Below are 25251 nucleotides of genomic sequence, written 5' to 3'. Positions count from 1 at the left end.
TTCCTTTCTTCTACAAACAGTTTTCACGTTTTAATTCTTCATACATTGCCGTCAATGCTTTTCCTCTATGGCTCACTTTATTTTTGTCTTCTGAAGACAACTCAGCAGTTGTGCATCCAAATTCCGGCACATAAAAGATCGGATCATAACCAAAGCCATTTTCACCCTTTTGCTCATAGCCAATACGTCCCTCGATCACACCACGAACAGTGATCGTCCGCCCATCCGGGAAAGCACAGGCAATGGCGCAGACAAATCGAGCTGTACGCTGATCATCCGGTACACCGGCTAACAGATCAATAATATGATTATTTTTAATATCATAGGAAGTATCCTCTCCTAAATAACGTGCAGAATATATTCCCGGCTCTCCATGCAGATAATCTACTTCCAGTCCGGAATCATCTGCCAGTACCATCTGTCCCGTCAAGTCTGAGATAGTTCTCGCCTTGATGATCGCATTTTCCTCAAAGGTGCTTCCATTCTCAATAATCTCTACATCCTGCAAATTTTCGTCTTTTAAGGAAACAAATTGGATATTCTCTCCTTGTAAGATCTGGCGGATCTCATCCATCTTGCCTTCATTTCCTGTTGCTACTATTATTTTTTTCATGATCTATTGATTCCTTTCTAAGATTAAGGACACAAACGTCCCATTTCTGCTTAATCTTTCTAATATTTCTCTAATGTCTCCATCACTGCCTGATAGATTCCCCAGGCGGTCTGCCTTATTCCTTTTTCCTGCCGCATATATAAACAGTCGGAAGGGTTGGTCAGATACCCTGTTTCTACAATAACTGCCGGGACTTTTGCATGATGCATCAAATACAGATCTTCTCTGCGGATCACACCACGTGCAGGCAACCCGGTCGCTGCGACAGTCTTTTTGAGCAGCTTCGCCGCAAGTTGTTTATTGGTATATCCGGCTCCATTATCCCGCTTGGAATACAGCACCTCTATGCCACGCACAGAATGCTTTCTTGCATCCGATGCGTTGCAATGTACACTCACTAACATGTCTGCCTGCCGTTTATTGGCAAGCCGTACCCTCGCCTTTTTGGAAACTGTACGATCCGTTGTTCGCGTACAATATACCTTAACACCACTTTGTTCAAGCAGCCTGGCAATTTCCTTTACCACCGCCAGATTATACTCTTTTTCCTCCAGTTTTCCATCATCGCTGACAGCGCCCTCATCTTTGCCTCCATGTCCTGCATCCAAGACGATCACATACTGTGATTTCTTTGATGCATCGTCCTGTTTCGGATCGGACAATTTCTGTGCTCTCGTCCGTGTACTTTCCGATAGCACAGACTCTTTTGCCTCCTGCGCCTGCACTTTGGAAATGGAATCTATCGGCATTCCCTTCGAAAAGATCACACAAAAGACAAGCAGCAGCAATAGCACACATATGCTTTGTCCTGTCAGCATTCTCCATTGCTTTATCTCCATGTCCACCTCAAATCTAACGTTGTTCTCCGTCTGTATCCTGCCATAAATATTATCTTGTGTCTGTTCTAAACATATCCTCAAATATGCTATTCTCTGTGCCTCATTATATAAGAAATCGTTCTCTATTGCAATGTGCATTGACGTGTAAGCAATGATTGTAATTTATCCTACATTTCGTTATAATAAAATGAGTTGCCCAAACTTCCCATACCGGAAGTTATTGCTCAACCACATATTACTTATTATGTCAATGACTATATAGCATTTTGCAGCCACCAAAGAGCGATTTCTGCCATCAGAGTACTATAGTAATTGCCTTGCCGCATTTACGTTTTTCGTGATTTCTAGATTTTGTTATCTCTGATGATTGATTTACATGCCTTTCGGAAACTCGAAGTCCCGGAAGCAAGGTAATCATCATTTTTGAAAGGGACTTTGCGCTCGTCGTTACTTATGTCTCGTATTTCAGAGACATTAAGTAACGTGACGTAGCGCATCGTAGCGAAAGCGTCCCGTCCAAAAATGGATGATACCTTGCTAAACCGGGACATCTCAGACACTCCTTCAGGCATGTATTCATCAGAGATGTAACAAAATAAGAAATCACGCAAAAACTCTGCGTTCTGCGGCAATTATCTTAGTACTCTGATGACAGAACAATTTACTGTATTGGCTGCAAAATGGTTTATTTATTGCTGACATAATAAGTAATATGTGGTTGTGGAGGATTTGAAGTATGGGAAGTTTGAGCGAGTTTTAAATGTGGATCTGACGAGGGATGAGTAAATGTCAGATCTTGTAGTACAAAATTGATAGAATGGAGTTTAAGTATGATCAAGAGAATGGATTTATCCGGTAATTGGGCATTTGCCTTGGATGCGGACAAAACAGGGATCGAGCAGGGAATTTTCCGTAGTCTGCCTGCAGATACGATTACACTTCCCGGTACGACTTCGATCGCCAAAAAGGGAACTCCTTCTGACAAGAAAGAAATCGGTTTTCTGACTGATCCATACTTGTTTGAAGGTTACGCATGGTATGCAAAAGAAATTACCTTGGACAAAAATTTCAAAAACAAAAATATTTATTTACATTTGGAACGTACACGCCTGACTCGTGTTTGGGTTAATGATGTAGAGGTCGGATGCAGAGACAGCCTTACTACTCCACATCATTACGATCTGACTCCTTATATTAAGGACAACACGTTTCGTCTGACTATTTTAGTTTCTAATGTGGATTACCCGACCAAAGGCGGTCATCTGACCTCTCCGGATACCCAGACGAATTGGAATGGTATTATCGGCGAGATATCGCTTCACATATGTGATGAGATCATGATCGAACATATCAAAACCTACCCGGATACAGAGCACAAATCTGTCCGTGTAGAGATTACCACCAACAATACAACGCAGACGCAACGCAATCTGTCTGTCTGTGCCGAAGCTGAATTAATGGACATTTCCGGCAAGACAGGCGTACAAGTACCTGCTGCATATTTTCAGGACATTTTCTTCCCGGTCGGCAAAGGAACGGCCGAATTTACTTATGAACTGGGAGAAGATGCTGTACTTTGGAGCGAATACAGTCCGGTCATCTACGAACTGCACTTGACAATTCCGGGTACCGACGAGGAGAGCGTGACAACATTCGGTCTGCGCGACTTTTCCACATCAGAGACTGAATTTTTGATCAACGGGACACCGACATTCCTGCGTGGCAAACACGATGGTTTGATCTTTCCAATGACCGGAGCGGTTCCTACTTCCGTAGAAGAATGGATCCGCGTTATGAGCATTTCCAAATCTTACGGTATCAATCATTACCGTTATCACACCTGCTGCCCTCCGGACGCTGCATTTGTGGCGGCTGATCTGTTGGGTATTTACATGGAACCTCAGCTTCCTTTCTGGGGAACCTTGACCGCACCGGGTGATGAAGGGCACAATGCCGAAGAGCAGGATTATCTGATCGAAGAAGGTTATCGCATGATGGATGAATTTGGTAACCATGCTTCTTATTGTATGATGTCTCTTGGAAATGAGCTTTGGGGCAGCAAAGAGCGCATGGCAGAGATCATTACAAATTATCGCAAGGTGGATGATCGTCATCTGTATACACAGGGTTCCAACAACTTCCAGCACACCCCGGTACTATTACCGGAAGACGATTTCTTTGTCGGAGTCCGTTTTAGCAAAAACCGTTTATTCCGTGGTTCCTATGGTATGTGTGATGCTCCTTTGGGACATATTCAGTGGGATGAACCTTCTGCTGATCATAACTACGATGAAGTGATCCATCCTACAAATGCAGCCGCCGATGCCGGCAACGATGCGGAAGAGATTGAAATCCAATACGGAACCGGCGTTAAGAAAGTAAAAGCTGCCGATAATGGGGGTGTTTTGATCCCACATATTCCGGTTGTCTCCCATGAGATCGGACAATTTGCGGTTTATCCAAACTTCCGTGAGATTGATAAATATACCGGCGTTCTCAAAGCAAGAAACTTCGAAGTATTCAGAGACCGTTTGAAAGAAAAGGGCATGTTAGATCAAGCCGATGACTTTTTCTACACCAGTGGTAAGCTGTCTGTTCAATGCTACAAGGAAGAACTGGAGGCTGCTGCTCGTACGAAACTGCTCGCTGGATATCAAATATTGGATATTCAGGACTTTTCCGGTCAGGGTACCGCTCTCGTTGGTATTTTGGATGCCTTTATGGACAGCAAAGGACATGTTACACCGGAGGAATGGGCAGGATACTGTTCCGATCACATTCTGTTAGCACAGTTTCCAAAATATGTCTATCAGGCAGGAGAAACCTTCCGTGCTAAGATGGCGATCCGCTACTACAATCCGGAGAAGTTGGAGAATAAAATTCTTCACTGGGAATTAAAACAGCAGAAAAAGATCATTCGAGAGGGATCCGTTGTGATTCCGGATGGTGCTTTTGACCTGGTAGAATTAGATGAGATAACCTTTGATTTTCCGGAGATTACGGAAGCTGCTACTTATCATTTGGATCTTAGTGTACCGGAAACCAATATGGCAAACACCTATGAGCTATACTGCTTCCCAACACTGTCAACGAAAATTCCGGTCTCCGGCATGACGATCGGTGAAGGTGCCAATGAAGTCCATGTGACGGCTGATTACGCAGAAGCCTGCGCATTGCTTCAAAATGGTCAAAAAGTATTGTATCTGCCAACCGAACTTGCCGACAAGATCGAAGGCTTTTATTGTACGGATTTTTGGTGTTATCCAATGTTCCGCGATATTTGCGAATGGATGAAGAAGCCGGTTGCTGTCGGTACAATGGGGCTGTTGATCCAAAAGGATCATCCGGCTTTAGCTTCTTTCCCGGCTCACAAATATTCCACACCACAGTGGTATAAGATCGTATCGCACTGTGACTGTGCTATCTTAGATGACGTGACCGATAAGAGCTACCGCCCGATCGTGCAGATGGTTGACAACTTTGAACGTAACCACAAACTGGGTATCTTGTTTGAAGGTAAAGTTGGCGAGGGTACCTTGATGGTATGTACCAGCCGTTTAAGTGAGGTTGCCGAGTATCCTGAGATCAAATGCTTTGCAAGATCAATACTGGATTATGTGACCTCGGATGCTTTCGCACCTGAGCAGACATTGGATATGGCACTTCTTAAACGTGTATTTTGCAAGGAAGACTAACGGTCACATCCGAATAAAACAATAAAAGATATAAACAAAAGCAGTTTCCTATAAAGAAAAAAAGCCACCAAGACTTGATGAGTACCCTGTCACTGACAGGACATATCAAATCTTGGTGGCTTTCAATTTTGATACTCTTATATGTGCTTTCAACCTAATGTGAAAGAACATACCTCATTATTACAAACTCTAATTCTAAAGTGATTGAATAAACCGCATAAATGCATTCATACCTTCGTCTGTGTTTTTATAAACACCGGCATGCTCTAATACTTTCTTAAAAACGATACCGATCTCCGTCTGAAGAATTTCATCCACATTATCTTCTGTGATCGCATCGTATTTTGGTAAAAACTCGTCTACCCAGTCTGCATGTTTTGCAAGTTCCTCATCGGCTCGAATATCTTTTCCTGATATAATGTATTCGCCCAAACGCTGCATTTCTCCCTTTAATCTTGCCGGAAGGACTGCCAGACCCATAACTTCGATCAAGCCGATATTTTCTTTCTTAATATGGTGCAGTTCCTGATGTGGATGGTACACACCTAACGGATACTCCGGCGTTGTAATGTTATTGCGAAGTACCAGATCCAGTTCAAACTCCCCGTCCCGCATTCGCGCGATCGGTGTGATCGTATTGTGTGGTTCTCCATCCGTCTGCGCATAAATAAAAGCATCTTCATCCGTATATGCTCTCCATGCCGTCAAAATATGTGCAGCAAGCTTTACCAGGCGCTCAGCCTCTTTATGACGAATACGTACAACCGACATCGGCCAATTTACGATCCCAGCCTGTACATCCTCAAAGCCCGGAATCGTCAATGTTTGCTTGATGTCCGCTCTTTCCATCGCAAATTCATAATGACCACCCTGGAAATGCTCATGTGCCAATATCGAGCCGCCCACAATTGGCAGATCGGCATTTGAACCTACAAAATAATGTGGGAACTGACGCACAAAATCCAACAGTTTACGAAAGGCAGATTCATCAATCTTCATCGGTGTATGATCACTATTAAATAGGATACAGTGCTCATTGTAATATACGTAAGGAGAATACTGCAATCCCCACTGACCGCCATCAATGGTTACCGGAATAACACGGTGATTCTGTCTTGCCGGATGATTCACTCTACCTGCATACCCCTCGTTTTCTTTACACAGCAAACATTTCGGATAAGCACTCTGTGGTGCATTTTTGGCAGCGGCGATCGCCTTAGGATCTTTCTCCGGCTTAGATAAATTGATCGTAATATCTAATGTCCCATACTCTGTATCTGCGGTCCACTTTACATCACGCTTGATTCGATCACGGCGGATATAATTGGTATCACAACTTAATTTATAATAATAGTTTGTTGCCGCTTTGGGTGATTCTTCATACAACTTGCGAAACTTGCGGATCACGGTACTTGGTGCCGGAACGAGTGCTCCCATCAGTTTCGTATCAAATAAATCCTGATAAACAACGCTGTTCTCTGTCATAACACCACGGGAATATGCATTTTCCATAAGGTCCGCTAAAATCTCATGAACCGGCCGTACCGGTGTCTCCTGCTCTGGTGTCTGATATTCATCCAACTGCAAAATCTCCAACAAACGATTGATCACATACACACGATCTTCCGCTGCGACCAAACCATTTTTCTCCCCATAACGAACCAACTCATCAATCAACACACTGTTATCTGCCATGCTATTACCGTACCTTTCTATATGTGGTTGAGGGGCCCGCTAAGACCCCTCTCTATAAATAATATGAAATCTTTGATAGGCTTAGTGTACTTTTTCGCCCTTAATCTCGATCATGTGATTTACTGCGTGCTCTAACGCATCAATGGAAGCACGAATAATATCTTCATCACTGCTTACGCCCCAATATAACTGCTTCTCATCCTGCGTAATTCCAACATAAGCCATCGCCTTAGAAGAAGATGTCTTCGACAATGCGTGCTCCTCATATACATCCAATACATAGCTGATACCTAAGAAATCCTTGATCGCATTGTTGACTGCATTCAAACGTCCATTTCCCTTTGCCTCGACAACTTCTTTTTTGCCATCCTGCTCAAAAGTAACCTGCGTTGTAATACCATCTTTCTGCTGGAAGTGTACTTCTGCAATAGCAAAACTGCGCTTTGGCTGGCTGTATGTCTCTTCGAATACGCGCAGCATATCTTCCGGACTGAGCTCTGCATGTGCATGATCGGAAACACCCTTCATCAGGTAACCGACTTCCTCACGCATACGGTCTGGAATCTCTAATCCGTAATTCTGTTTTAATACATACGCTACACCGCCCTTACCGGACTGGCTGTTGATACGGATAACATCCGAATCATATGTTCTTCCAACATCTTTCGGATCGATCGGCAGATATGGAACCGTCCAAAGATTTTCGTTACGCTCCTCGCGATATGCCATACCTTTGGAGATAGCATCCTGATGAGAACCGGAAAATGCGGTAAATACAAGCTCACCTGCATATGGCTGACGCTTGGATACCTGCATTGCTGTCAAACGCTCATACGTATCTGCGATCTCCTGCATATTGTGGAAATCTAACTTGGAATCCACACCATGAGAATGCAGATTCATAGCAACAGTTACTAAGTCTAAATTACCGGTACGTTCACCGTTACCAAATAAAGTGCCTTCCAAACGGTCTGCTCCTGCCAATACACCAAGCTCCGCAGTTGCCACGCCAGTACCACGGTCATTGTGTGGATGCAGAGAAAGAACAACATTATCACGGTATTTCAGATGTTTGCTGACATATTCAATCTGGCTTGCAAAAACATGCGGCATTGCATTCTCGACAGTGGCAGGGATATTAATGATCGCCGGTGCATCTGCCTGTGGCTGCCATACATCCAAAACGGCATTACATACTTCTACTGCATAATCTACTTCTGTTCCATGGAAACTCTCCGGGCTGTATTCAAAGCGGAAGTTACCATGTGCCTCTGCAGCAAGCTCTTTTAACAGTTTTGCTCCGTTTACTGCAATCTCCTTGATCTCTTCCTTGGATTTACGGAACACCTGCTCTCTTTGTGCTACAGATGTAGAATTATATACATGAACGATTGCATTTGGTGCACCATCCACTGCTTCAAATGTCTTGCGGATAATATGTTCTCTTGCCTGTGTAAGTACCTGAACCGTTACATCATCCGGAATGAGATGCTGATCGATCAGTGCTCTCAAAAAAGTAAACTCTGTCTCGGATGCTGCCGGAAAACCGACCTCGATCTCCTTAAATCCAATCTTAACCAGCATCTTAAAAAACTCTATTTTCTCGTCCAGGCTCATTGGCTCGATCAAAGCCTGATTGCCATCACGTAAATCAACACTGCACCAAACCGGCGGCTTATCAATTGCATCTTTCTTTACCCATTCATAACAATCCTCCGGTGGCATAAAATAACTCTTCTGATACTTTTCAAATCCTTTCATAAATAACCTCACTTTCCAGACTCCCCTTTGAGTCCTTGTAATGCGTTGCGCATCTGTGTGCATTCTGTCAGAGTTTGTATAAGGATCAACGTGAAATTCTTTCGTAATGTAAAAAACGTCTCTATATAATATAGAGACGGATCATCCGCGTTACCACTCTTATTCATGAAAAACATGCGCTCACAGGTACATCAACAACTTGTCAATACCTTTCCCCTCTAACGGTGGGAATCCGTCCTGATCTACTAAAGTTCAACCGGCTGCTCCGAGACGAGTTCGCCATATCACTTCCACTGCTTCGCATCAACCAACAGCTTTCTGCATTCCATTCTATGGTTACTACTTCTCTTCTTCGCATTTCATCAAACATCATACCACATACATTCTAATTTGAAAACCCCCAATTTTTATCATTGTATCTTCCAAGTATGGAATTTTTTTAAGGGCAGCTTTCAAAGAAACTCCCAGACTGCATTTTTGATAACATAGCGTATTTTTGGTATTGGCATAATGTGGATTATGGGGATTGTGTTGTAAATAAAAATGTGCTAGTATAAATCCCGTCGAGAAAACACAATATATAGTGTCACCATGACATTTTTCGAACATTATATAGTACTTCTAAAAATCCGAGAAAGTATGCATATCCACGCAGTCTGTGTGCTTTCCTCGATTAGGAAGCAAGTCTGAATGGAGGAGGTTGCATTCATGAAAATCATGAAAAGAAGTGGCATTGAAGCCGATTTTGATGTCACCAAAATATCAGCAGCGATCAAAAAAGCAAACTGCGAGGTTGCCGCTGTTGATCAATTATCAGAAGAACAGATCGAGGAGATTTCTACTAATGTAGAGAAGATTTGTTCTGACATTGGCCGAACTCTCGGCGTCGAAGAAATTCAGGATCTTGTCGAGGATCAGATCATGAACAAACGTGCATTTGTGCTGGCACGCAAATACATTACTTACCGTTATACTCGCGCCTTAGTCCGCAAATCCAACTCAACCGATAAGCAGATCTTAAGCCTGTTGGAATGTAATAATGAAGAGGCAAAGCAGGAAAATTCCAATAAGAATCCTACCGTAAATAGTGTACAACGCGATTATATGGCCGGCGAAGTCAGTAAAGACATTACCAAGCGTTTTTTGCTCCCAGAGGATATCGTAGCCGCACACGAACAGGGCATTATACATTTTCACGATTCCGATTATTTTGCACAGCATATGCACAACTGCTGTCTTGTCAATTTGGAAGATATGCTGCAAAACGGTACTGTGATCAGTGAAACCATGATTGAACGGCCAAAGAGTTTTTCAACTGCCTGCAATATAGCAACGCAGAGCATTGCACAGATTGCCAGTTCCCAGTACGGCGGACAGAGCATTTCTTTGGCACATCTCGCCCCATTTGTGGATGTCAGCAGACAAAAATTCCGACTGCAGGTGCGTGATGAGTTCGAAAAAGCGAATATCGCTGCTTCCGAAGAACAGATCAATGATGTGGCGGAACAGCGTGTGCGCGACGAGATCAAGCGTGGCGTACAGATGATCCAGTATCAGGTGATCACCTTGATGACAACTAATGGACAAGCACCATTTGTTACGGTATTTATGTATTTGGATGAAGTTCCGGAAGGACGTCTGCGTGATGATCTTGCACTCGTAACGGAAGAGATCCTTCGCCAGCGTATTCAGGGCGTTAAGAATGAAAAAGGTGTATATATTACTCCTGCTTTTCCAAAGCTGATCTATGTATTGGAAGAAGATAATATTACTGAAGGCAGTAAATATTGGGAACTAACCAAACTGGCAGCAAAATGTACGGCAAAACGAATGGTTCCTGACTATATTTCTGAAAAGATCATGCGTAAATTAAAAGATGGCAACTGCTATCCTTGCATGGGCTGCCGTTCCTTCCTGACTGTTTATCATGACGAAAACGATAAGCCAAAGTTTTACGGCCGCTTTAATCAGGGCGTTGTCACGATCAACTTAGTGGATGTTGCCTGCTCTTCCGGCAAGGATATGGATAAATTCTGGCAGATTTTTGATGAACGTCTGGACCTGTGTTATCGTGCACTGATGTGCCGCCACAAGCGTTTATTAGATACGCCTTCCGACGTTGCTCCAATCCTTTGGCAGTACGGTGCTCTCGCTCGTCTGAAGAAAGGTGAGACGATCAATAAACTGCTATATAACGGATATTCTACGATTTCTTTGGGATACGCCGGATTATGCGAATGCACCAGATATATGACCGGACACAGTCATACTGATCCGGAATCCACCCCATTTGCATTGCAAGTCATGCAGCATATGAATGATGCCTGTGCAAAATGGCGCGAAGAAACCAACATCGACTTTAGCTTATATGGTACTCCGCTAGAGTCCACCACCTACAAATTTGCCAAATGTCTGCAAAAACGCTTTGGCATTATCGAAGGTGTGACCGACCGCGGCTATATCACTAACAGTTATCACGTACATGTAACTGAGGAGATCAATGCCTTTGATAAATTGAAATTTGAGGCGCAATTTCAAGAATTATCTCCGGGTGGTGCGATCAGTTATGTGGAAGTACCGAATATGGAAAATAATATCGAAGCCGTATTAAATGTTATGAAATATATTTATGATAATATTATGTATGCGGAATTAAATACCAAGAGTGATTATTGTCAATGCTGCGGTTATACCGGTCAGATTCAGATTGTCACTGACGAACATGGTAAGCTGATCTGGGAATGCCCAAATTGCGGCAACACCGACCAGAACAAAATGAACGTTGCAAGACGTACCTGTGGGTATATTGGGACGCAATTTTGGAATCAGGGACGTACCCAGGAGATCAAAGAACGCGTGCTGCATTTATAATATTTAAGATTCCGGACGGGACTCCAGATCGCGGCTTAAAGCATCCAAATAATGAATGAATATTTGGTTTGATGTGCGTATCTGGTAATCCTGATCCAGTTCGTGACGCAAAAAGCTTTTGCGTCCTCCTTCTGCTGCACGATCCCAAAAGCGTTTTACATCGCGAAACGGTACATAGTAATAGACACCGGCTTCCTTAAAATAGACGATCAAAAACGCAATGCCATCTTGCCGCTCAAAGTCCTGCATATACTCCATCTGATGCTCATGGATATTTTGGAGGGCAAAACGCTCCCCGGCGCATTCTTTGGCATCAAAACAAATTGGCACCCCCTGCACATTCCCGATATAATCTACGGTACTTTTTTGTTCAAAATATGCTAAGGTGATATGCCGATGCTCTTTGTCGATATTGATCGGCGTAATGGGCGTCGGTATTTTTTGTACTAATGCCAAATGCTCTTTGCGATATTGTTCATTTGTCATATTAAGGGCTTCCTCTAACATAGAGCCTCGAAGTCCTCTTGAATTCCAAGATGGCATAATTCTCTCAACTCCTTATGAATAGTGCAATATGATCATTTAATCTCTATCCCTAGTCTGCGCACTATCTCAGCTAAATACTGTTCTGTTCCGTTTCCATCCCTAGTCTGCGCAGTACCTGTGCAAAATTGTCTGGGAGTTCCGCTTTCCAAACATATTCTTTTCCATGTGCCGTAAATATAAGCTGCCAAGCATGCAGCAATTGCACTCGCTGATGTAACTGCTCTCGGTCGAAGGCAGACGCTCGTTTCGTACTGTATTTAACGTCCCCCACCAATGGATGACCAATGCTTGCCAAATGCGCACGAATTTGATGAGATTTACCTGTGATCAGATGCACCTGCAGCAGGGTAAAAGATTCCCCTTGATACATCCCCTGTTGAAGCGGCAGGTATTCCGTTGCAATCGGTACACTGTTAGGGCCGGGCTGTTGTCTTACTGTCACTTTATTGGTTCGACTATCCTTCTCTAGGTAGCCTTTCAAATACTGCTTTTTTGACACACTTCCATGAACAACACATAAATAATATTTGCAGATTGTACGTTCCTTGAACCGCTTATTCATGTCCTGTAGCGCACGTACCGTCTTTCCTGCTACGATCAGGCCGGAAGTATTTCGGTCCAAACGATTACAGATTCCCGGACGAAACGTGTCATCAGCAGCATTATCTGCCAAATAATCTGTAATCTGTTCAACGATCGACCTGTCATTTCTGTCCGCTTTTTGGGACAGCACTCCAACCGGCTTATTAACCACCAAAAACTGAGCATCCTCATAGACAATTTGCAACGGCGGCAAGTTTCTGTCATAGTACCCCTGCTGCAACTCTATTTTTCCTTGACGTGCACCCTTTTCCGACCTCTTTGCCTGTGGCATCTGTTGTGCACCATTAGTCGGCCTCTTTGCCTGTGGCATCTGTCGTGCACCATTAGTCAGCCTCTTTGCCTGTGACAGGTGTTGTGCGCCCAAATCAACTTCTTGAGCTTTCTTCCCTGACCGAAAACCCTCAATTGTTTCATCCGCAAGAAACAATTTTATCTGATCGCCGGTCTGAATCCGCTCCGACCCAGACACTTTTTTCCCGTTTAACACAATGTTTTTCTTGCGCATCATCTTATAAAAAAAGCTTTTCGGAGCATCCGGCATATATTTTTCCAAATAGCGATCCAAACGCTGTCCTTCCTCGCGTTCAGAAATTATTACTTCTCGCATAATAGCTCTCTGCCCTTTCTCTCGGTTATACGATCAAAGATCGCAGGTAAGATTTCACATGTTCCAACTCTTCTTCCTGATCCTCCGTACATTCCGGAATGGAATCAATTCTTGCTAACTCCTGTAAAAACATCGCCTGCTTCTCCACGATCTGCACTTTATACTGCGTTCCCCAGTTAGCAACGCCCTTGGACAAATACTCTCTAACATAGGATAATTCCTGTTTTCCATTGCCCAATACGCCAATCACTCGTCCATTACCTACTGCCAAAAAATTTAAATGCATAATCTTTTCGGAAGAAGTGATCACCAGATCTGTCATCAGTTCCATCCTCTCCGGCAAAGCTTTTTGCACTTTTTGGTATTGTTCCTCGGTTACAGAATGATACGGAAATACCACAACAAAACCAACAATCTGTTTCACGATCGGCAGTACCCCTAACACTGCGATCACCGTAAATAAATTCTGTCTGGACATATGATTCAGCACCAATCCCAATACATAAATCCCAATAGAAATAGCACTATAAATAATTGCTATCGTAAGGGTTCTTTTCTTTCTATTGTTTATATAACCGAAATCTCCACGTTTCGCTTTCATCCGTTCCTCCAATCATATCTTGTAATTACTGCATGCGCCATCCTGCGTAATATTTGTTTTTTAGCATTCCATTCTGCATATATTTTCCCCAGCCTAATGCAAAACCATCTACACATACTAACACATAATTTTCCGTCTGCTTTAACATCCCCTCATTCAAAACAGTCACATCCTGCAGTGTCTCTCCTTTCAGATAACGGATCACATCCTGTTCTTCGGAAGATAAATTCACATACGGAAGCTTGTCCTTATCGCAAATAGAAAGTGCAAGCTGTATGGACGGCTCAAATCGTTTCTCTGCGCTACCCACGATCAATCCTGTCTGAATACAGCGAAGCCCTTTCCACGATACGGATCCTTCCATTTCTAGCGTAAACTGTTTCTTGCCGGGAATCAAACGATACCTCTCTGCCCCGGGAGCCGAAAGACATCCTGTCCACCAAGCCGCCTTAGCCACAAGATTGTTATCTCCATCCTTCATTCTGCGGTCTTTTTTCCCGGAGAGACGTTGTTGTCTCGTACCGGCATATTTTGATCTTCGTTCTGCTCCGAAACTTTGATGCTTTTTCTCTGCCATACGTAAACCATGATCATGCACTCGCTCGGCAAGGGAATTTTCCTGCTCCGCGGAATTGCTTTCCTGCTCTACAGCCGACGAATCTCCTTTCTGCAAAAGGACAGCGAAATGACCCTCTCCCACTGTCTTATGTGGGAAAATTCGAACACAGCGAGATAGCTGCTGCCGTTCCGTTTCTGTCAATGCCGCATCCGTGATTCCGCTGCAAAAGCCCTCTTTACGTGGGACTTCACAAACGTGCATATCCGGAAATTGCCGCAAAAACCACAATATATTTTTTTCATCTTCTTCCGGCGAAAAAGTACATGTGGAGTAGACCAAATATCCACCTTCCCGAAGCATTTGATAAGCCGCCTTCAAAATATCCCGTTGGATCGGAGCATAATATTGCGGTCCTTTTTCTTCCCAATCCTGTACCATATGGGGATCTCTGCGAAACATCCCCTCTCCGGAGCATGGTGCATCGATCAAAATACCATCAAAATACTGTAAAAAGGACTCTTGCAATCGTTCCGGCTTTTCCGCTGTAACGACTGCATTGACCGCCCCGGCAATCTGCAAATTTTTCGCAAGTGCCATCGCCCTGGAAACACTAATATCATTTGCAACCAATTGACCGGTTCCCCGCAGCTTCGCAGCCAGCTCTGTCGCCTTGCCCCCCGGTGCTGCACATACATCCAGGATTCGATCTCCTTCATGCACAGGCAGGATCGATGCCGGTATCATCGCACTGGGTTCTTGAATATAATACAAGCCCGCATAATAATAAGGATGTTTGGCAGGATTACATTGCTCATCGGTTGTCAAAAAGCCTTTCTCCGTCCACGGTACCGGCTTTGTCTCAAACGGACAGATTTCCGCCCATTGTTCCAAAGAAATCTTAGCCGTATTGATTCGTATGGCAGTCTGTGATCTCTGCTGCATACTTTCTATATATGCGGAATATTCCTCTCCAAGCAAGTCCTGCATGGCTTGTTGATATTTCTTTGGTAACGTCATTGTAACCGTATCCTTCCTTTCTACCGATACTGTAATCCCCTCATAACAACACCTGACTATCAGGCATTACAAGCTGGATTTCCCTTTCCAGCAACACTGCAATCTCTTATAACAGCATTGTAAATATTCACTGTGCCAAATACCATAGTATAGGATATGGATCCATACTTTGCTCTCTGCCATCCTTTGCAATATAGATTCCAAAGTGCAGATGTACCGCGAATTGACCACTGGTCCCTTCCGGTCCATACCCGGTATTACCCATTAACCCCAAATAATCGCCCGCTTTTACTTTGCTGCCTTTGCGCAGATCAGGTGCATATTGCTGTAAATGCGCATAATACACATAATATCCCTGTTTGGAACGAATACCTATACGGTATCCTCCCAATTTCAGCCAGCCAATTTGTTCAATCACACCATCACACACAGATTGAATCTGTAAGCACCCCGGCTGATCTTTGGAAGCCATGATATCTACACCCTCGTGACTTCTTTTGCCACCAAACGTTCTCGGTGCTCCATAGCCATCCTCAAAGTCCCAAGATACTTTACCTCGGCGATCCTTTCGCACCGGAAAGCATTCCATATCACGAAGCAACGCTCTGCTATGCGAAGATATATGGTTATGCTGCATTAACGTCTGATACTTCAGCAAGTTGTTCTGCCTGCTCTGCCAATTCGCAATATACAGCCCCATATAGCCGATCAATATAACATACACTGCAAAAACAAGCCATATCTTTCGTATACGGATCTTATTTTTGTTCATAAGAAATTATATGCTTTCTATGTTCGCATATGCTTTCCGGCTACACGATTATTCAAATGATTCCTTACATATTGCGGTTTTTCTCAGCGCAAGCATGCATTGCGTCCATGACGATTCCACGAAGCCCGCCTTGCTCTAACACACGTACCGCATCAATGGTTGTTCCCGCCGGTGAACATACCATATCCTTAAGCTCACCCGGATGCTTTCCGGTTTCTAATACCATTTTAGCACTGCCAAGTACAGACTGTGCAGCGAACTGATAAGCCTGCGCACGAGGCATTCCCTCCGCTACAGCAGCATCTGCCATGGCTTCAATGAATAAGAAAACATATGCAGGAGAACTTCCACTAACCGCAATAACAGCATCCATAATCTTTTCGCTGATCACTTCTGCCTTTCCAAAGCTCTCCAAAATATCGCATACCTGTTTTAAATCCTCTTCTCCAACATTTGCATTTGGACATACCGCCGTAATTCCTTCACCAACTAACGCCGGTGTATTTGGCATCGTCCTAACAATCTTATGAGATCCACCAAATGCCTCTTCTACCCAGGCAACGGATTTGCCTGCTGCAATCGTAACAATAATCTGCTCCGAAGACACAACATCTTTGATCTCTGCAATTACCTCCGCATAATAAACCGGTTTCACTGCAAGCACGATAATATCTGCTTTTGCAGCCTCTTTGTTATCTAAAGTGACATTCACACCATACTGTGCTGCTACCGTGTCAATCGTCTTTTGTGTCGCTGCCGTTGCAATGATTTCATTCTTAGGCAATAAACCTTTACGCAGCACACCACCGATCATCGCCTGTGCCATATTTCCAGCTCCAATAAATGCTAATTTCATGTCTCATTCCTTCTTTCTGTCCAAGCCATTTTCGTGCATCTAAAACCTCTATAAGGCTCACTACATAGTAGCACAAATCCCCTATGACAGGCAAGCATCCCACAGTGCAGCTGCAATATCAATGCCATGGCGCAATCGCTATATTTATGCCACAGTGCAGCCGCAGTATCAATGCCATGGCGCAATCGCTATATTTATGCCACGGTGCAGCCGCAGTATCAATGCCATAGCGCAATCGCAGTATCAATGCCTTGGCGCAATCGCATTATCAATGCCATGGCGCAATTTCCATAGAATCCATATATACCTGTGTAAATTTTGCCTGCTCTGCCAGTTCAATATGATGTATGTCTGCGATATGCTCCTGCAGCATATCTATAAATTTCGGGTCACATAACGCTTCGCCTGCTCCTTTTCCCGCTGCGTTCCCAACAAAAATGATTTTCTTATCATCAATAGAAGGTAAGAGTCCCATCTGTTTTGCACTGCCCGGATTGACAAATCCTCCAAAGACACCAGCAACGTACAGCTCCTGTATGTCCTCCACTGACACCACTGCCTGCTCTAATAACAACATCATGCCGCTCTGTATCGCTGCTTTCGCTAACTGCACAGAACGAATATCCTGCTGCGTCAATACAATATCGTCATACAGAACAAATTGTCTTTCTCCCTTAACATCCGTAGTCAGACAGTCCGCAAATGGTCTGGCACTGTTTATCTGCATCGCTTCTTCACCAGAAAGCAGGCAGCCATCCGATGTCATCACTTGATGGCGGCGCAGAGCCGCAAGAAGATCTACCAATCCGGAACCACAGATCCCTATCGGCTTCTGATCATTTTGTTCTCGAGCAGACACCAAGGTAAGCTCGATATTGCCCGCACCACGAAACAGTTTCACCGCATTAATAACCCCTGCTCTCGCTCTCCTGCCATGCGTGATCCCTCTTCCCTCAAATGCCGGACCTGCGGCAGTAGAACACGCATACAGTGTTCCTCTGTTATTTAACAGAATCTCTGCGTTCGTTCCCAGATCAACCGCTAATTGGATTTTGTCCGCATCCCACATCCGCAAATTTCCAAGCATTGCCGCAGCATCTGCGCCAACATGTGCCGCTATGCCAGGCAATACTGTAATGGCTAACGTATTCCAGTCTTTCCAGCCAACATCTTTCCCCAATAATGTATAGCAGCCTTCATAAGCTGCCGAAAATGGAGCTCCCATCAGACCGGTAACGTCTTTTTGCAAAAAGAGATGACACATGACCGTGTTTCCTACCACCGCCATTTGAACCGGTACAGTCTGCGCAAAAAGTGACTTCCATTTACAGATCAGTTTGCTGCCCATTTGGAAGATCTGCTCGCGTATACGCTGTACCAAAAGGTCGCCTCTTCCCTCTTTGACATGCATAAGCCGCATCATAACATCACTGCCATAGGTTCCCTGTGCATTGTCTTCTGCTAACGTTGCTACCAGCTCACCATAAGAAGTATATAGATCAACTACCACCGTTGTCGTTCCAATGTCTACTGCCAGCCATGGATCTCCTCCCGTTTGAAACTGCGTATCTATCGCTTGTCCTATTTTAGCGCTTTCGCGTGTAGAATTCTTTAAGATCACCATCTCCTGTCACCTTCTTTCTATTATTTTCTATCTATGTAAAAGGTAATGCCCATACTTTTCATTGTTCTCGTCACACTCTAGTTTTTATTTGTGGAAAAGAAAAGAGGTCGTTCCGCACGACCTCTTTCGCTCATTTTTACTCCATTGCGCCTTACTTAGCGTAATCGGTTACTCTGGATTCACGAATAACATTTACCTTAATCTGGCCAGGATATTTCAGTTCATCCTCAACCTGCTTAGCGATGTCTCTTGCTAATAGTATCATGTCATCATCTGATACCTTCTCTGGTATAACCATGACACGAACTTCACGTCCTGCCTGAATGGCAAATGATTTTTCAACTCCCTTAAAGCTATTTGAAATATCTTCTAACTGTTTCAATCTGTTTGTATATGTTTCCAGTGTTTCTCGACGAGCACCCGGTCTAGCTGCAGAAATGGTATCTGCTGCCTGAACGATGCATGCGATCAAGCTTTCTGGCTCCACATCGCCATGGTGTGCTTCCACAGCGTTAATTACAATACCCGACTCTTTATACTTCCGACATAAGTCCGCACCAATCTGAACATGTGTACCTTCCATCTCCTGATCGACCGATTTACCAATGTCGTGAAGCAAACCTGCGCGTTTTGCTAGACGCACATCAGCACCAATTTCTCCGGCAAGTAAGCCAGACAAATGTGCAACCTCAATAGAATGTTTCAATGCATTCTGACCATAACTGGTTCTAAACTTCATTCTACCTAACAAACGAATTAATTCCGGATGAATTCCATGAACACCAACCTCTAATGTTGCTGCTTCACCTTCTTCACGAATCATCGACTCAACATCACGCTGTGCCTTCTCCACCATCTCTTCAATTCTTGCAGGATGAATTCGTCCATCAACAATTAGTTTCTCAAGAGCAATACGAGCAACCTCTCGTCTTACTCCATCAAATGCAGATAAAACAACTGCCTCTGGTGTGTCATCAATAATAAGATTTACACCTGTTAGAGTCTCTAATGTACGAATATTACGTCCCTCTCGACCAATAATTCGTCCTTTCATCTCCTCATTTGGCAACTGAACAACGGAGATTGTTGTCTCTGCTACATGATCCGCAGCACATCGCTGAATCGCAGTCACAACATAATCCTTTGCCTTTTTGTCTGCCTCTTCCTTTGCCTTGTTCTCTAATTCCTTAACGAGAACAGCAGTTTCATGTTTCACATCTTCTTCTACAGATTTTAACAAATATTCCTTTGCTTGTTCGGAGGTCAAACCGGAAATCTTTTCCAACTCGCGAAGATGGCTGTTCTTAATCGTCTCCAACTCTTTCTTAAGACGATCCAAATCCGCATCTTTCGCATTTAATTTGGATTCCTTCTTCTCTAAGGCTTCCGATTTTTTGTCCAGAGCTTCCTCTTTCGATAATACTCGCTTTTCATATCGCTGAATTTCGGCTCTACGCTCTTTGGATTCACGCTCAATTTCATTCTTATTCTTGATCGCTTCTTCCTTCGCCTCTAATAGGGCTTCGCGCTTTTTCGTCTCTGCAGTCTTTACAGCTTCATCAATGATCTGACGAGCCTTGTCCTCTGCATTGTTCAACTTCTGATTCTCAGATTCCTGATAACGCTTAATAGAAATCGTCTTCGTCAAAAGTGCCGTAACAACGATGGCAACCAGTAAGATCACAACGGCTACTATTTTAATAACCATTGGTGACATCGAACTGAAGCACCTCCTTATAAATATTCATTGCACATAGTACAACAGTTCAATTTTATACTTTTCACAGAAAAATGTCAAGTAAACTTCCCCTAATATTGGCAATCATTTCGCTCGCGCCATAGGTCAATTTGGCGACGAACAGCATCCAGTCGAAACCCCCGCCGATACAGTTTTGCCGTTACTTTTTGCTGCTCTTCATAAGATAGTTCTGTCCTTCCTCGGAGCAGTTTTTCCAGTGCCTTTTGCAGTGCCGGGGTATCATCCTCGTCAACAGCCTCTATTGCCAGCGTGATCCACTGCTCCGGAACGTGTCTTTTTTGTAAATCCTGACGTATTCTTCGCATACTTCGGGATTCGCGATATATTTCTACAAACCGCTTTGCATACCTCTTATCGTCAATATAATGATACCCGGCAACATATTGTATTGCCGCTTCCACTGCTTCTTCTGAGAATCCCGCCTGTTCTAACTTACTGCGAAGTTCCCATTCCGTGCGATCCATATGTTGCAACAATCCCATCGCTTTCTTCGTTGCCTTTAATTTCTCATCTTCCATCGATTATTCCGCATCGTCAGCCTTTTTGGCTGCCTTAACCGGCTCCTTAACTGTTTTATCAGACGCCTTTTCCTCATTCTCTACCTGATCAACACCCTCTTTTTGAGCATATTTTTCACGTACTTTTTGTTCAACCTCTTCCATCAGATCCGGATGTTCTTTCAAGAACAGTTTTGCATTTTCACGTCCCTGACCGATCTTATCTCCGTTATAGGCATACCAAGCGCCACTCTTATTGACAATATTTTCTGCAACGGCCAGATCCAAAATATCTCCTTCTCTGGAAATGCCCTCTCCGTAAATAATATCAACCTCAGCAGTACGGAATGGTGGTGCCACTTTATTTTTCACAACTTTGATCTTGGTTCGATTACCGATCGCCTCACCATCCTTTTTGATCTGCTCCCCACGTCTGACTTCCAAACGAATGGAGGAATAATATTTCAATGCACGGCCACCGGTCGTTGTCTCCGGATTACCGAACATGACACCAACTTTCTCACGCAACTGGTTGATAAAGATCACCGTACAATTGGTCTTGCCGATGATCGCTGTCAATTTACGCAATGCTTGAGACATTAATCTTGCCTGAAGACCAACGTGAGAATCTCCCATCTCACCCTCAATCTCTGCTTTCGGAACCAGTGCTGCTACAGAATCCACGATCACAATGTCAACTGCACCGGAACGCACCATTGTCTCTGTAATCTCCAATGCCTGCTCTCCGGTATCCGGCTGTGAAATATATAGGTTGTCAATATCTACACCTATCTTCTTGGCATACACCGGATCCAGCGCATGCTCCGCATCAATAAAGCCGGCAATACCTCCGCGTTTCTGCACCTCTGCTACCATATGCAGTGCAACGGTCGTCTTACCGCCAGACTCTGGTCCATACACTTCTACCACACGTCCCTTTGGCACACCGCCAACACCCAGAGCGAGATCCAACCCCAAAGAACCAGATGGTACGGTCTCCACATTCAAATGCATATTGTCGCCTAATTTCATAACGGAACCCTTACCATATGCCTTCTCAATCTGAGACAGTGCAGACTCCAACGCTTTTCTTTTATTTTCATCGATCTTTACTTCGTTTGCCATAACTAAATTCCATCCTTTCTTAATTCGAACAAGTGTTCTTTTTGTATGATAATGCTTTTTCATTATCCTGTCAACATCTTTTTGCAATTCAAGTATACTAATACTATATCTTTATTTTTAACATATGTCAATATATAATTACGTATTATTTTTATTGCATCATGTCATATATTTTTAATCTGACGATATCTTTGGCTACATCCGCTAACTTGCTGCTGATCGATCAGATGGTATTTTGTCATATCGCGAAGACTTTTCACAAATTCCTGTCCGCTGATGGGCGCCTGTATCAAATCCTCTAATATGTCCTCTATTGACTGACGGTACTGATCCATCGTGATCGCATGGGCCTCACAAAGAACACGATTTTTGTATATTTCCTTAAAATATGCGTCCAGGCGATTGCTGCGACTCACACTGTCATCCAATAAAAACGGGACCTTTGGCAACAGCTTCATCAAATTTGCCATTGACGTATTCGTTATGTATAATCCATTGCTCAAATAAAATAAATTTTTTTGATAAACAAGTTCTCCGTCTACGTTACGTTCTGCATATTCCGGCAAAAGATCTTGAAACATTTTAGCAATGTACGTACTATATTGAAACGGGATATAATCCTTTTCGATATCTGCAGTTACATTTTTTTCATAATAAATACCCCTGATCTGATCCATGGGAATCTCAAATTCATTTGCATGGCCCTCTAGCACAAGAAAATGTAATGTTTTGTCAGTTCTCCAGGCAAATGCCGGAACCTGCTCTAATTTTCTCTCCTGGTAAGAATCAATCATAAGTTTCTGATGAGACTGCGTTACTTTATGCTGCTTTAATATCTTTTTGACATCTTTCGATTGAAGCGAGGCCAGATATCTTGCCTTGGCTCGCTGCCGTTCCTGTGGCGAATGTGCTTCTTTTCCTTCATCGTATGTATCTTTATTTGATTTTTGAGCCTTCTGTGTATTGATCGTAACAGAATTTACAGTCGCAAAGGCAACGACCAACAATACAAGCGCTGCCAGTGCAAATATCGGAAGCTGCAGTATCCACGCTGCGATAAACAATGCAACAGATGCTATCCCCAGCAAAATCATTGCCCATAAAAAAAGTTTTGTCTTGACAGACCCCTGTGTCATACTGCGTATAATTTTCCTGATCATGACCGCAATCTCCCTCCTTCATATCTGGCATGTGCATCAACACAATGAAGCAGTGACTCAAACTGATCATCAAGCGTTCCTTCTTCCAAAACAACATCTAACGCTGCTGCAATATTGTGTAGTAACAGTTTGTCAATATACGGACGCAGTCCCACTAATAGCTGTCTCTTTTCTCGAAAAGACTCTGCATCTAATATTTGAAGCATGCCTCGCCTGGCGATTTCCGTTTCTGTAATGCGACCGGACAAATATTTTTCCGGCTGCCCCTTTTCCAGTGCCATACGCAGCTCTTCTTCGCTCACATCCGTCCCACCGGCAGGCACATTCTCCCCCTGTGCGCGCTGATTCTCGGATGCCTCTGATTCGTTCTCCTGAGACAAATCCTGCGCCGACACTTCAGACACACTCTCCTGCAAAGCACTTTTTGCCCCGGATGCTTCTACCACTCTCTCCTGAGGTGCACGCTCCTCCCCGGATGCTTCTGCCGTTCTCTCCTGAGGCGCACGCTTCTCCTCTAACACTTCTGCCATCTTATGATAAGTCGCCTCAAAAGCTGACAGAGATTTTGCCCATACGGTAAATGGTGCATGCATCTCCTGATATATGGCAAGCTCCTGCGCACTGCCCTCCTGTCTTGCAACCGCCATCAATTGTACGATCTTACCGGATTGATTCACATATAAATTACCTGCTGTCCATACTTTACTGCCCATTTTATTCTCCATTCCGCAGACACTCTGCCATACCTTATAACCTGTCTACATTCTCCATCAATTATACCACATATCCCCCTGTTCCGTTAATATCCGTTAATAAATTATTCCATCTTCCCATGCCTCAATATCTCACACATCCACATATTGCTTATTATGTCGATGGGTTAATTATATTTTGCAGCCGCGATATAGTGAGTCCTGCCATCAAGAAACTATAGCAATTGCTTTGCCGCAATTAGTTTTCACAGTGATTTCTAGATTTTGTTGTCTCTGATGATCGATTTACATGCCTTTCGGAAACTCGAAGTCCCGGAAGCAAGGTATTCATCATTTTTGAAAGGGACTTTGCGCTCGTCGTTACTTATGTCTCGTATCTCAGAGACATTAAGTAACGTGACGTAGCGCATCGTAGCGAAAGCGTCCCGTCCAAAAATGGATGATACCTTGCTAAACCGGGACATCTCAGACAATCCTTCAGGCATGTATTCATCAGAGACTTAACAAAATAAGAAATCACGCGAAAACTCTGCGTTCTGCAGCAATTGCTATAGTTTTTTTGAAGGCAGGATAATTTACTTTATCGGCTGCAAAATAGCTATTATTTGATTGACATAATATGCAATATGTGGATTGTCTGTAACTTCCGGTATGGAGGGTTTTAATTGAGCATTTATTTTATATTCTTTTTATTTGACATCAGATGCCCCTAATGTTACTATTTGAACAGCAAATAACCATTTCAAACTCTCTCCCTGATATACAGAGAAGTTTGAATAAAAACGTATTATATTTTGTTGCACGTATGTAGCAATAGTAAAATGGAGGATATCAATGAACGACAAAAATAACGCATTATTTTTTAATGAAGATAACGACTTTAATGCAGTGATCACTCTGACAGATGAAGATGGCAATGACATGGACATGGAAGCTGTTGCCGCTTTGGAAATTCATGAACTTGGCAAAGAATACATTGCTGTAGTTCCTACGGAGCCAAATGATGAATTCGAAGATGGCGAAGTATTATTATTGATCTATTCTGAGGATGCTGATGGCAATCCGGTATTTGAAAGTCTGGACGATCCGGAAGAATTTGAGATCGCCAGTGCCGCGTTCGAAGAATTGATCGCAGAAATGGCCCAAGAAGAAGATGATGATGATGACGATGAGGAAGATGACGGAAATATCGGTTATCTGGACGATATTTCTGATATTATTCCGGGAGTCTCTATTGATCTGGACAACTAAATCCTTTGAATTGGCTAAGGTACAGGCAGATGGAATAATCCCAATGGCATTAAGTTAAGGCTAATTATGAGAGAAGTTGGTATCTTT

Annotated in this window: 19 protein-coding genes and 1 other annotated feature; of the genes, 3 read left to right on the top strand and 16 right to left on the bottom strand. The window is 43.5% G+C overall.

Translation table 11 applies throughout. From position 1 onward, the window contains the following. Positions 1 to 10 precede the first annotated feature (10 nt). Both DXB73_RS12295 and DXB73_RS12290 read right to left on the bottom strand, forming a co-directional pair. Positions 11 to 613, bottom strand: a complete 603-nt coding sequence (locus DXB73_RS12295) for an XTP/dITP diphosphatase (protein WP_022024142.1) — start codon at positions 611 to 613, stop codon at positions 11 to 13. A gap of 59 nt (positions 614 to 672) precedes the next feature. Next, positions 673 to 1452, bottom strand: coding sequence for an N-acetylmuramoyl-L-alanine amidase (locus DXB73_RS12290; protein ID WP_182448343.1), 780 nt, complete (start codon positions 1450 to 1452; stop codon positions 673 to 675). Between the two features lie 830 nt (positions 1453 to 2282). On the opposite strand from DXB73_RS12290, the gene DXB73_RS12280 reads away from it, so the two are divergent. Beyond that, complete coding sequence (locus DXB73_RS12280; protein WP_118691338.1) at positions 2283 to 5147, top strand: sugar-binding domain-containing protein; 2865 nt, start codon at positions 2283 to 2285, stop codon at positions 5145 to 5147. Between the two features lie 195 nt (positions 5148 to 5342). Here the strand turns inward: DXB73_RS12280 and galT are convergent, their stop codons facing one another. After that, positions 5343 to 6842, bottom strand: a complete 1500-nt coding sequence (gene galT, locus DXB73_RS12275; protein WP_118691337.1) for a UDP-glucose--hexose-1-phosphate uridylyltransferase — start codon at positions 6840 to 6842, stop codon at positions 5343 to 5345. Positions 6843 to 6923: 81 nt separating this feature from the next. Continuing rightward, complete coding sequence (locus DXB73_RS12270; RefSeq protein WP_118691336.1) at positions 6924 to 8603, bottom strand: 2-isopropylmalate synthase; 1680 nt, start codon at positions 8601 to 8603, stop codon at positions 6924 to 6926. Between the two features lie 129 nt (positions 8604 to 8732). Next, positions 8733 to 8965: a binding site (T-box leader), on the bottom strand. A gap of 346 nt (positions 8966 to 9311) precedes the next feature. Between DXB73_RS12270 and nrdD the strand changes: the two genes are divergently transcribed. Beyond that, on the top strand, positions 9312 to 11474 hold the full coding sequence (gene nrdD / locus DXB73_RS12265; RefSeq protein ID WP_118691335.1) for an anaerobic ribonucleoside-triphosphate reductase: 2163 nt from the start codon (positions 9312 to 9314) through the stop codon (positions 11472 to 11474). 3 nt (positions 11475 to 11477) lie between these two features. On the opposite strand, the gene DXB73_RS12260 is transcribed toward nrdD, so the two are convergent. The 12 genes from DXB73_RS12260 to DXB73_RS12205 all read right to left on the bottom strand — a co-directional run bounded on the left by DXB73_RS12260 (position 11478) and on the right by DXB73_RS12205 (position 23913). Next, a complete protein-coding gene (locus tag DXB73_RS12260) occupies positions 11478 to 12017 on the bottom strand; it encodes a Holliday junction resolvase RecU (protein ID WP_118691334.1) in 540 nt (179 codons plus the stop codon). Positions 12018 to 12090: 73 nt separating this feature from the next. Continuing rightward, on the bottom strand, positions 12091 to 13230 hold the full coding sequence (locus DXB73_RS12255; RefSeq protein WP_118691333.1) for an RluA family pseudouridine synthase: 1140 nt from the start codon (positions 13228 to 13230) through the stop codon (positions 12091 to 12093). A gap of 25 nt (positions 13231 to 13255) precedes the next feature. Beyond that, positions 13256 to 13831 (bottom strand): hypothetical protein, encoded by a 576-nt coding sequence (locus tag DXB73_RS12250; RefSeq protein ID WP_118691332.1) that lies wholly within the window; start codon positions 13829 to 13831, stop codon positions 13256 to 13258. Between the two features lie 25 nt (positions 13832 to 13856). Beyond that, complete coding sequence (locus DXB73_RS12245) at positions 13857 to 15407, bottom strand: NOL1/NOP2/sun family putative RNA methylase (protein WP_118691331.1); 1551 nt, start codon at positions 15405 to 15407, stop codon at positions 13857 to 13859. A 127-nt stretch (positions 15408 to 15534) separates the two neighbouring features. Further along, positions 15535 to 16179 (bottom strand): M23 family metallopeptidase, encoded by a 645-nt coding sequence (locus DXB73_RS12240; protein ID WP_118691330.1) that lies wholly within the window; start codon positions 16177 to 16179, stop codon positions 15535 to 15537. Between the two features lie 64 nt (positions 16180 to 16243). After that, complete coding sequence (proC, locus tag DXB73_RS12235; RefSeq protein WP_118691329.1) at positions 16244 to 17035, bottom strand: pyrroline-5-carboxylate reductase; 792 nt, start codon at positions 17033 to 17035, stop codon at positions 16244 to 16246. 268 nt (positions 17036 to 17303) lie between these two features. Next, complete coding sequence (locus DXB73_RS12230; protein ID WP_118691328.1) at positions 17304 to 18659, bottom strand: ASKHA domain-containing protein; 1356 nt, start codon at positions 18657 to 18659, stop codon at positions 17304 to 17306. A gap of 151 nt (positions 18660 to 18810) precedes the next feature. Then, on the bottom strand, positions 18811 to 20376 hold the full coding sequence (gene rny / locus DXB73_RS12225) for a ribonuclease Y (protein WP_243034771.1): 1566 nt from the start codon (positions 20374 to 20376) through the stop codon (positions 18811 to 18813). Positions 20377 to 20468: 92 nt separating this feature from the next. Continuing rightward, positions 20469 to 20936 carry a regulatory protein RecX gene (locus tag DXB73_RS12220; RefSeq protein WP_118508131.1) on the bottom strand — a complete coding sequence of 156 codons (468 nt, stop codon included), beginning with the start codon at positions 20934 to 20936 and terminating at the stop codon, positions 20469 to 20471. A 3-nt stretch (positions 20937 to 20939) separates the two neighbouring features. After that, positions 20940 to 22040, bottom strand: coding sequence for a recombinase RecA (gene recA / locus DXB73_RS12215; RefSeq protein WP_118508133.1), 1101 nt, complete (start codon positions 22038 to 22040; stop codon positions 20940 to 20942). Between the two features lie 164 nt (positions 22041 to 22204). Next, positions 22205 to 23200 (bottom strand): hypothetical protein, encoded by a 996-nt coding sequence (locus DXB73_RS12210; RefSeq protein ID WP_118691327.1) that lies wholly within the window; start codon positions 23198 to 23200, stop codon positions 22205 to 22207. Next, positions 23197 to 23913: a hypothetical protein gene (locus tag DXB73_RS12205; protein ID WP_118691326.1), complete on the bottom strand. Its 717-nt coding sequence runs from the start codon at positions 23911 to 23913 to the stop codon at positions 23197 to 23199. The genes DXB73_RS12210 and DXB73_RS12205 overlap by 4 nt, the downstream gene beginning before the upstream one ends. A gap of 834 nt (positions 23914 to 24747) precedes the next feature. Here DXB73_RS12205 and DXB73_RS12195 point away from each other — a divergent pair. Then, on the top strand, positions 24748 to 25164 hold the full coding sequence (locus DXB73_RS12195; protein WP_022026142.1) for a DUF1292 domain-containing protein: 417 nt from the start codon (positions 24748 to 24750) through the stop codon (positions 25162 to 25164). Positions 25165 to 25251: the final 87 nt, after the last annotated feature.

The sequence above is a fragment of the Clostridium sp. OM05-6BH genome, from assembly GCF_003481635.1.
Classification (GTDB): domain Bacteria; phylum Bacillota; class Clostridia; order Lachnospirales; family Lachnospiraceae; genus Butyribacter.
This window is presented reverse-complemented; position numbering and strand designations above follow the sequence as displayed.

Bases quoted from the DNA above. Each gene is read 5' to 3' on its own strand.
- DXB73_RS12295 (WP_022024142.1), bottom strand. From the start codon at position 613: ATGAAAAAAATAATAGTAGCAACAGGAAATGAAGGCAAGATGGATGAG.
- DXB73_RS12290 (WP_182448343.1), bottom strand. From the start codon at position 1,452: ATGGAGATAAAGCAATGGAGAATGCTGACAGGACAAAGCATATGTGTG.
- DXB73_RS12280 (WP_118691338.1), top strand. From the start codon at position 2,283: ATGATCAAGAGAATGGATTTATCCGGTAATTGGGCATTTGCCTTGGAT.
- galT (WP_118691337.1), bottom strand. From the start codon at position 6,842: ATGGCAGATAACAGTGTGTTGATTGATGAGTTGGTTCGTTATGGGGAG.
- DXB73_RS12270 (WP_118691336.1), bottom strand. From the start codon at position 8,603: ATGAAAGGATTTGAAAAGTATCAGAAGAGTTATTTTATGCCACCGGAG.
- nrdD (WP_118691335.1), top strand. From the start codon at position 9,312: ATGAAAATCATGAAAAGAAGTGGCATTGAAGCCGATTTTGATGTCACC.
- DXB73_RS12260 (WP_118691334.1), bottom strand. From the start codon at position 12,017: ATGCCATCTTGGAATTCAAGAGGACTTCGAGGCTCTATGTTAGAGGAA.
- DXB73_RS12255 (WP_118691333.1), bottom strand. From the start codon at position 13,230: ATGCGAGAAGTAATAATTTCTGAACGCGAGGAAGGACAGCGTTTGGAT.
- DXB73_RS12250 (WP_118691332.1), bottom strand. From the start codon at position 13,831: ATGAAAGCGAAACGTGGAGATTTCGGTTATATAAACAATAGAAAGAAA.
- DXB73_RS12245 (WP_118691331.1), bottom strand. From the start codon at position 15,407: ATGACGTTACCAAAGAAATATCAACAAGCCATGCAGGACTTGCTTGGA.
- DXB73_RS12240 (WP_118691330.1), bottom strand. From the start codon at position 16,179: ATGAACAAAAATAAGATCCGTATACGAAAGATATGGCTTGTTTTTGCA.
- proC (WP_118691329.1), bottom strand. From the start codon at position 17,035: ATGAAATTAGCATTTATTGGAGCTGGAAATATGGCACAGGCGATGATC.
- DXB73_RS12230 (WP_118691328.1), bottom strand. From the start codon at position 18,659: ATGGTGATCTTAAAGAATTCTACACGCGAAAGCGCTAAAATAGGACAA.
- rny (WP_243034771.1), bottom strand. From the start codon at position 20,376: ATGTCACCAATGGTTATTAAAATAGTAGCCGTTGTGATCTTACTGGTT.
- DXB73_RS12220 (WP_118508131.1), bottom strand. From the start codon at position 20,936: ATGGAAGATGAGAAATTAAAGGCAACGAAGAAAGCGATGGGATTGTTG.
- recA (WP_118508133.1), bottom strand. From the start codon at position 22,040: ATGGCAAACGAAGTAAAGATCGATGAAAATAAAAGAAAAGCGTTGGAG.
- DXB73_RS12210 (WP_118691327.1), bottom strand. From the start codon at position 23,200: ATGATCAGGAAAATTATACGCAGTATGACACAGGGGTCTGTCAAGACA.
- DXB73_RS12205 (WP_118691326.1), bottom strand. From the start codon at position 23,913: ATGGGCAGTAAAGTATGGACAGCAGGTAATTTATATGTGAATCAATCC.
- DXB73_RS12195 (WP_022026142.1), top strand. From the start codon at position 24,748: ATGAACGACAAAAATAACGCATTATTTTTTAATGAAGATAACGACTTT.